The sequence below is a fragment of the Stappia sp. genome, assembly GCF_048261845.1.
In the GTDB taxonomy this organism is placed as follows: domain Bacteria; phylum Pseudomonadota; class Alphaproteobacteria; order Rhizobiales; family Stappiaceae; genus Stappia.
In genome coordinates this window covers 1-7,716 of record NZ_JBLXFR010000107.1, presented here as the reverse complement: position 1 = coordinate 7,716, position 7,716 = coordinate 1, and the positions used below count along the sequence as shown (strand labels likewise).

At 65.0% G+C, this 7,716-nt stretch carries 6 protein-coding genes; 5 read left to right on the top strand and 1 reads right to left on the bottom strand.

Translation table 11 applies throughout. From position 1 onward, the window contains the following. On the bottom strand, positions 1 to 454 hold a 454-nt coding region (locus tag ACN0T5_RS21050; RefSeq protein ID WP_417770567.1), incomplete at its 3' end, for a DeoR/GlpR family DNA-binding transcription regulator. Between the two features lie 346 nt (positions 455 to 800). On the opposite strand from ACN0T5_RS21050, the gene ACN0T5_RS21045 reads away from it, so the two are divergent. The 5 genes from ACN0T5_RS21045 to ACN0T5_RS21025 all read left to right on the top strand — a co-directional run bounded on the left by ACN0T5_RS21045 (position 801) and on the right by ACN0T5_RS21025 (position 7,642). Beyond that, entirely contained in the window at positions 801 to 1,784 is a 984-nt protein-coding gene (locus ACN0T5_RS21045; protein WP_417770566.1) for a metal ABC transporter solute-binding protein, Zn/Mn family, read from the top strand. Between the two features lie 5 nt (positions 1,785 to 1,789). Further along, positions 1,790 to 2,617 (top strand): metal ABC transporter ATP-binding protein, encoded by an 828-nt coding sequence (locus ACN0T5_RS21040; RefSeq protein WP_417770565.1) that lies wholly within the window; start codon positions 1,790 to 1,792, stop codon positions 2,615 to 2,617. Positions 2,618 to 2,625: 8 nt separating this feature from the next. Next, positions 2,626 to 3,855: a metal ABC transporter permease gene (locus ACN0T5_RS21035; protein ID WP_417770564.1), complete on the top strand. Its 1,230-nt coding sequence runs from the start codon at positions 2,626 to 2,628 to the stop codon at positions 3,853 to 3,855. Further along, entirely contained in the window at positions 3,855 to 4,778 is a 924-nt protein-coding gene (locus ACN0T5_RS21030; protein ID WP_417770568.1) for a metal ABC transporter permease, read from the top strand. Before ACN0T5_RS21035 ends, ACN0T5_RS21030 begins: the two co-directional genes overlap by 1 nt. 518 nt (positions 4,779 to 5,296) lie before the next feature. Further along, positions 5,297 to 7,642, top strand: coding sequence for a hypothetical protein (locus ACN0T5_RS21025; RefSeq protein WP_417770563.1), 2,346 nt, complete (start codon positions 5,297 to 5,299; stop codon positions 7,640 to 7,642). Positions 7,643 to 7,716 lie beyond the last annotated feature (74 nt).

Sequence of the window (7,716 nt, the reverse complement as noted above, 5' to 3'; positions counted from 1 at the left end):
CGCCGTGGCGCAGGCGCCCGCCGGCGATGGTCACTTCGAAGCCGGGGTTCTGCGAGGCGGAAAAGGCCACATGCAGGTTGTTGGTGAAGATCCGCAGGCCCTGGTGGCGGGTCAGCGCCTGCATGACGATCTCCGGCGTCGTGCCGATCGAGAAGGCCAGCGAGGCGCCGTCGGGAACGCGGCTGGCGACCGTCTCGGCAATCGCGCGCTTTTGTGGCAGGTTGAGAATCTGCCGCCTTGCGTAGTGGAGGTTTCCGACAGGGGCGGGCGGCTCGACGCCGCCATGGGTGCGGCGCAGGATGCCGTGCTCGCACAGCCGGGTCAGGTCGCGGCGGATCGTCTGGGTCGTCACCTCGAACCGCTCGGCCAGCGCCTCGACGGAGGCGAAGCCGTTGGACTGCACGAGATCGGCGATCTCGCGCTGGCGCGCGGTGATGTCGATGTCGCCTGTCATGACCGGCGTTGCTCCCCCCGAATGTGGACGTTCCGTCTCTACTTCGTTCATATGAACATAGCACAACGTTCATATGAACATACAATGACAGAATTCACCGCGCCCGACCCGGCGCCCCTGCAACGCTCTTGCTGCTTCTGCGACTGCGTCCAGGCCGTGCCGGCACCGGCCGTTTCCAGAGCCTGTGCAACGGCGGGTCGCGAAGGGCGCCATGTGTCTTCGATGTTTTTGCAAATCGTTCGCAATTGCATTGACAATTGCAAATCGTTCTCATAATCATTCCAAACAAGGAGGGCGGCCTCCGTCCGCACGAAAGGGTTTGGCGATGCATGAGACGATTTGGCGAATGACGTTCGGATCCGCGGCCAGCCTGTCCCGCCGTGCGCTGCTGCTGCTGGGGCTTGCCGCCGTCGCCATGCCGGGCGGCTTGCCGGCCCGCGCCGAGGCGCCGCTGTCCGTGGTCGCCACCACCGGCATGATCGCCGACGCGGCACGGCGCATCGGAGGCGACGCCGTCGAGGTGCGGGCGCTGATGGGGCCGGGCGTCGACCCGCATGCCTATCGCCAGACCCGCACCGACATCGCCGCCATGGTGCGCGCCGACCTGGTGCTCTGGCACGGTCTTTATCTGGAAGCCCAGATGGAGGAGTTCCTGCGCAAGCTCGGCGAGCGCAAGCCGACCGTCGCCGTTGCCGAAGGCCTGCCGCGCGAGCTCTTGATCGCCCATGTCGACTATCCCGACAAGTTCGATCCGCATGTGTGGATGGATCCGCGTCTGTGGTCGAAGGTGGTGGAGAAGGTGCGCGATACGCTGGCCACGGAGCGCCCGGAACGGGCGGAAGCCTTCGCCGCCAACACGGCCGTCTATCTGGCGGAGCTGGAAGCGCTTGCCGGCTATTCGGACACGGTGTTCGGCTCGGTGCCGGAAAGCGCCCGGGTGCTTGTGACCGCGCATGACGCCTTCAGTTATTTCGGCCGGGCGCACGGCTTCGAGGTGCTCGGCATCCAGGGCATCTCGACCCAGAGCGAGGCAGGGCTGCAGCGTGTCGCCGAACTGGTCGACATTCTGGTGGACCGCAAGATCGCGGCCGTCTTCGTGGAAAGCTCCGTCTCGGACCGTTCGGTTCGGGCACTTGTCGAGGGGGCCGCGGCGCGCGGCCATGATGTTGCGATCGGCGGCGAGCTGTTCTCCGATGCGATGGGGCAGGAGGGAACCTATGAGGGCACCTATCCCGGTATGATCGACCACAACGCCACCACCATCTCGCGCGCCCTTGGCGGGGATGCGCCGGAACGCGGCATGGCCGGACGGCTGGCGGCGGGGAGCTGAGCGCGATGAGCAGGACCTCGACTCCGCCGGCCATAGGGCTCGTTGCGACGCGGCAGGCGGAGGCCGAGGCACGGGCGACAGTGGACCGGGCCGCCCTTGCCCTGCGCGAGATCACCGTCTCCTACGGCGAGAGCCCGGCGGTGTTTTCCGTCGACGCGACCTTTCCCCGTGACAGCCTGGTTGCCATTGTCGGCCCGAACGGGGCCGGCAAGTCGACGCTCCTGAAGGCGGCGCTCGGCATCGTTCCGCGCCTGTCCGGCACGGTCACCGTCTTCGGCACGCCGCTGGAGCGGGCCCGCGACCGGATTGCCTATGTGCCGCAGCGGGCGTCCGTCGACTGGGATTTTCCCACCAGGGTCATCGATGTGGTGCTGATGGGGCTCTACCGCGAACTCGGCCTGTTGCGGCTGGTGCGCGCCGCGCATCGTGAAAAGGCACGCAGCTGCCTTGCCCGGGTCGGCATGGCCGATTTCGCGGAGCGGCAGATCGGCCAGTTGTCCGGCGGCCAGCAGCAGCGCGTATTCCTTGCCCGGGCGCTGGCGCAGGGCGCCGATCTCTACCTGCTCGACGAGCCCTTTGCCGGTGTCGACGCGGCGACCGAAAAGGCGATCATCGACGTGCTCAAGGAGCTCAAGGCGGAGGCGCGCACCGTCGTCTGCGTCCATCACGACCTTGCGACCGTCACCGACTATTTCGACCGGGTCCTGCTGATCAACACGCGCAAGGTCGCCGAAGGTCCGGTCGCCAGCACGTTCACCGCCGCCAATCTGCAGGCGACCTACGGGGGGAGGCTTGCCTCCGCCCATATCGACCAGCTTCGGCTGGGGGAGTGAGCCCGGACATGGCATCTCCCTTTGCGATCTTCCTCGACGCGCTGTTGCTGCAGGCGGGCTACAACGCGGCGCTGGTTGCCATCGGCGCGGGGCTGCTGGGGATCGCCGCCGGAGCCGGCGGCACGTTTTTGTTCCTGCGCAAGCGGGCGCTGGTCAGCGACGCCATCGCCCACGCGACACTGCCCGGCGTCGGCCTGGCGTTTCTCGTGATGGTCGGGTTCGGCTTCGACGGCCGCAACCTGCTCGGGCTGATCGCGGGTTCGGCACTGTCGGCCGCCGCCGGTCTTCTCGCCGTGGAATGGATCACCCGGCGCACGAGGCTTGCCGAAGACACCGCCATCGGCGCGGTGCTTTCCGTCTTCTTCGGCTTCGGCATCGTCCTTCTCACCGTCATCCAGACGCTCTCCCAGGGCCGGCAGGCGGGGCTCGAGGGGTTCCTGCTCGGATCCACCGCCGGCATGCTCTTCCAGGACGCCACCGTGATCGCGGTGGGCGGGGCCCTTGCGGTCGCCGCCCTTGTCGTGCTGCGCCGGCCGATGACGCTGGTCGCCTTCGATCCCGGCTATGCCGCCTCGGCCGGCGTCAATACGCGCCGCACGGATCTAGCGATGATGATGCTGGTGCTTGCCGTCACCGTCACGGGCCTGAAGATCGTCGGCCTCGTCCTCGTCGTGGCGCTGCTCATCGTGCCGGCCGTCGCCGCGCGGCTGTGGAGCGAGCGCACCGACCATGTGGTGTTGGCCGCCGGGGCCATCGGCGGCGTGTCCGGTTATGCCGGCGCGGCGATTTCCGCCGCCGCGCCGGGCCTGCCGACGGGGCCGATCATCGTGCTCGTCTCCTTCTGCCTGTTTCTGGCTTCGCTGCTTTTCGCACCGCGCCGCGGTGTGCTCGCCGCCGCGATCCGTCACCGCAGTTTCCAGCTGCGCCTGCATCGTCGCCAGGGCCTGCTGTCGCTGGCGCGCAGCGAGCCGATCTTCGATCCGCTGACCCTGCGCGTGCTGCAGCGCGAGGGACTGATCCGGGCGGACCGGGTGGCGACCGAGCCGGGACGCGCGGCCGCAGCCCGGGCGTTGCGCGACGAGCGCCGTTTCGAGATCGCCCGCGAGATCCATCGCGACGATCCCCTGGCCCACCGCTATGACGGGTTGACCCCGATCGAGGACGTGATGACCCCTGACGAGATTGTCGAGATCGATCGCATGATCAACCGGTCGGCGGCCATCGGAGTGCCGGCGTGATGGGCGCCGAATTCGTCCAGCTTTCACTCACCCCGATCCTGATCGGCGTGCTCTCGGCCATCGCCTGCGCCCTGCCGGGGAATTTCCTCATCCTGCGCCGGCAGGCGCTGATCGGCGACGCGATCTCTCATGTGGTGTTGCCGGGCATCGTCGTCGCCTTTCTCGTCACCGGAAGCCTGGCAAGCCTGCCGATGCTTGCCGGTGCCGCCGGGGCGGCGCTTGTTGCCGTGTTCCTGATCGAGACCATCCGCCGGCTTGGCCGGATCGAGCCCGGGGCGGCGATGGGCGTCGTCTTCACATCGATGTTCGCCGGTGGCGTCCTGCTCCTGGAACAGAGCGACACGAGCGGCGTCCATCTCGATGTGGAACACGCGCTGATGGGGTCCCTGGAGAGCCTGATCTGGTTCGACGCGACCGGCTGGGCTTCGCTGCTCGATGCCGACGCCCTTGCCGGACTGCCGCCGGAACTGCCGCGCATCGCGCTCGTGGCGGCTGCAATCTCGGCATTGATGCTGCTGTTCTGGCGTCCCTTGAAGCTCTCCACCTTCGACGAGGGCTTCGCCGCGACGCTCGGCCTGCCGGTGCGGCTGATCGGGCTGGCGCTCGTCGCGGCCTCCGCCGTGGCGGCGGTTGCCGCGTTCGATGCGGTCGGATCGATCATCGTCATCGCCATGTTCATCTGCCCGCCGGCCGCAGCCCGGCTGATGACCGAGCAGCTCGAGCGCCAGGTTGCCTGGAGTGCCGTTTTCGCCACGCTTGCCGCCGTTCTCGGCTATGTGCTGGCCGGTTACGGACCGCTCTGGTTCGGGGCGTCAAATGCGGTCAGCGCCGCCGGCATGATCGCCACCGTCTCGGGGGCGATTCTCGCCCTTGCCTGCATTGCGGCGCCGCATCGCCGCCGCATCGGTCAGCCGGCGGGCTAACCGTCTGTTGTCCGCTGGGTGTCCGGTCGCAGCCGGGTGAGGCGACGGGAGCTGCATGGCCGTGGCTCCTGCTCCGGCATTGCGCGAAGAGGCTGAATGAGCGCCCGCGGGAATGCCGGTCTGGCGCCGTTTCCGGCGCCGTCATGAACCTTGCTCCGGGTTCGTCTCTCTGGCTATGCCCGCAAAAGTTGCAATATGGTTCGTGTATTTTTCCGATTTTCCCTTGATATTGTTTTCCATGAATATTTCATCAATAGTATATTTTCGAGAATCATACGGTGATTTTGTATTTTTATCATTAAACTCCATATTGTTGTTTTTGTTTATATAATAGATTTGGATGGATTTTCTGAAATTTCATTTCATGTCACTGATCATATTAATGATTACAAAAAATTCTGAAAATCGTCTCATTAAATCCTGCTGCAAAGCCTTGCGAGGTTGTTCTGTTGATGCGACGATACCCGCATAAGTAGATATTTTGCGTTTCCAGCCAGTTTTTTCCATGCGAGGTTGCGATGTTCGATATCACCACTGTCCGGGAAATCGACTACGGCACGAACAGCGTCGTCTATGTCTACCAGGACCACGACAATCCGAAGCTCTGGTACATGGTGCCGGTGCCGACCCTGAGAACGGTTGGCGGCGCGCCGGCCTTCTCGCTGACCGAGTACACCAGGAATGGCGGCGGCGTTGCCGGCCTGTGCACCTTCGAGATGGAGCTGATCCAGCCGCTTGCCGCGCGCGCGGCGGCGGAGAAGGTGCTGGGTGACGACATCTCCTGGGGCGGGTTCACCTGGGTCGGCGGTACCGCCTATTTCTACTATGACATCGAGGGCGAGGGGCGGGTCCTGGCCGTCGAGCCGACGCTCTACGGCACCAATGTCGCCGCCTTCCAGATCGAGCTGGAGACGGCCGAGGCGCTCAACACGTTCAAGGGCGCCTACGGGTCGGGGGGCGGTGCCTCGCCGTTCCGCGTCGAATACGACATGCAGGTGCTGACAAAGCTGCTCGGAGCCAAGGCGACGGTCAGCTACAGGGCCGAGGCGGCGATCGAATACGAGAAGAAGTACAAGACCGTGCGCGACACCTGGGGCAACCAGAAGCAGGTGCTGCAGGAGGTCAAGCAGGTGCTGACCCAGTCGGGCGCGGGCGACGTCAAGGTGGAGCTTGGCGCCGGCAGTTCCGAAGAGCTGGCGCAGCGGGTGCGCGACTGGGGCTGGACAACGCTGGAGAACCAGGTCTCCAGCACGGTGGCGGCCGCGGCGGTGATGGCGACCGGGCCGAACCCGGTGTCGGCGACGACATCCTTCACCCAGTCCTATCAGGAAGACACGGTGATCGACTGGTCGACGCCGGTCAGCACGTTCATGCGCAAGTTCTCGGCGGAGGAGTGGGACAAGCTTTTCGTCAAGGTCGACAACCGCAAGCTTTCGGTTGTCTTCAATCTGATCGGGCAGCTTGATCGCAGCGACAATGGCGATCCGATCGCCGAGTCGGTGACGGTCACCGTGACCTATCCGACCCGCAAGACCGACAACACCTTCACGCTGATCGTCAAGGACGGGGCGCAATCGTCGCTGATCTACGAGGCGCCGGGCGACTTCTCCGGCGGCGACTACAACGGCGCGTTCACCTACAGCTACGTGATCGAGTTCGCCGACGGCAAGAGCTACCAGAGCGATCCGGTGACGACGACCGACACGCTGGTCAACATCACGCCGAACAATTTCGGCACGCGGCAAGTGACGTTCATCGGCCAGAACGTGCCTTTCGGCACGCCGACCGGCGTCAGGGCGGTCAATATCGACTTCTTCTTCGCCCCGCCTGCCGGCAATCCGGCCATCGTCCAGACCAAGACGATGACGGCAAACGGCGAGGAGGAGGCCATTGCCTTCGACAGCTACTACAACCTGCCGATCGGCCAGGGCTATACCTACCGGCTGCGCTACCAGATGGCGGACAATACCGAGATCGTGTCGCAGCCGCCCGGGGCGCTCTCCGCGGCGCCCGACTATACCGGTTCGGGCAATGCCGACATCGTCTTCGTCGTCGATCCGAAGGGGCTGTTCACCCAGTTCACGCTGAGGGCGTTCAACTATACGAACGAACCCACGACGCTGGCGCTGGTCGACGTCAATGCCCAGTATTTCGATCCGGCCAACAATGGCGATAAATGGATTGCCGAGAACAACTGGTCGAACTGGACGCCGGAGGGCTTCCTGAGTTTTGCCGAACCGCGCTGGAACTTCCAGGCCGTCGACAATCTCAACATGGCCTACTACAACATCTCCGGTCAGATCTATTATTCCGACGGAACGAACTTCTCGTTGGCGAATTATCGCCAGTCGAGCGAGACGAAGACGCTGACGATCACCAACACGATCCAGAACTACAGCGTCAAGGTCGACACCAGCCTGATCGACTGGGACAAGGTGGCGAGCGTCAATCTCACCATGTTCCAGCTGACCACGACGGCGAAGGAGGAGTTCGGCGACACGCTGCCCGATTTCCTGCGCAAGCCGCGCGAGGAGATGACCCGGAAGGAGCGGGAACTTGCCGGCGAATCGCAGCAGAACCAGATCCTCTACAGCATCCTCGGTTCGCCGCAGGGCGTGAAGGTCGACACGATCGAGCGCTACTACGGCATCCAGCGGCTGCGCACCGATCCGACGATCGAGTTCTACTACACCGCCATCTATGTGATGAAGGACGGCGAGGCGCGCGCGATCGAGAAGCAGGAGGTGACCGGACGGCTGTCCGTCGAGCTTCCGGCGGTGCCGCCGGCCAGCGTGCAGCCGGGCCTTGTCCGCCAGCGGATCGACCCGGACGAGCTGCACGCGTCCATGCGCAAGAGCGGATAGGCGCGGGTCATGTCCGCGCGGGTACTTGAACAGGCGCAGCACGCCCCGGACCCGCCATCCTGCGACCTGCCGCC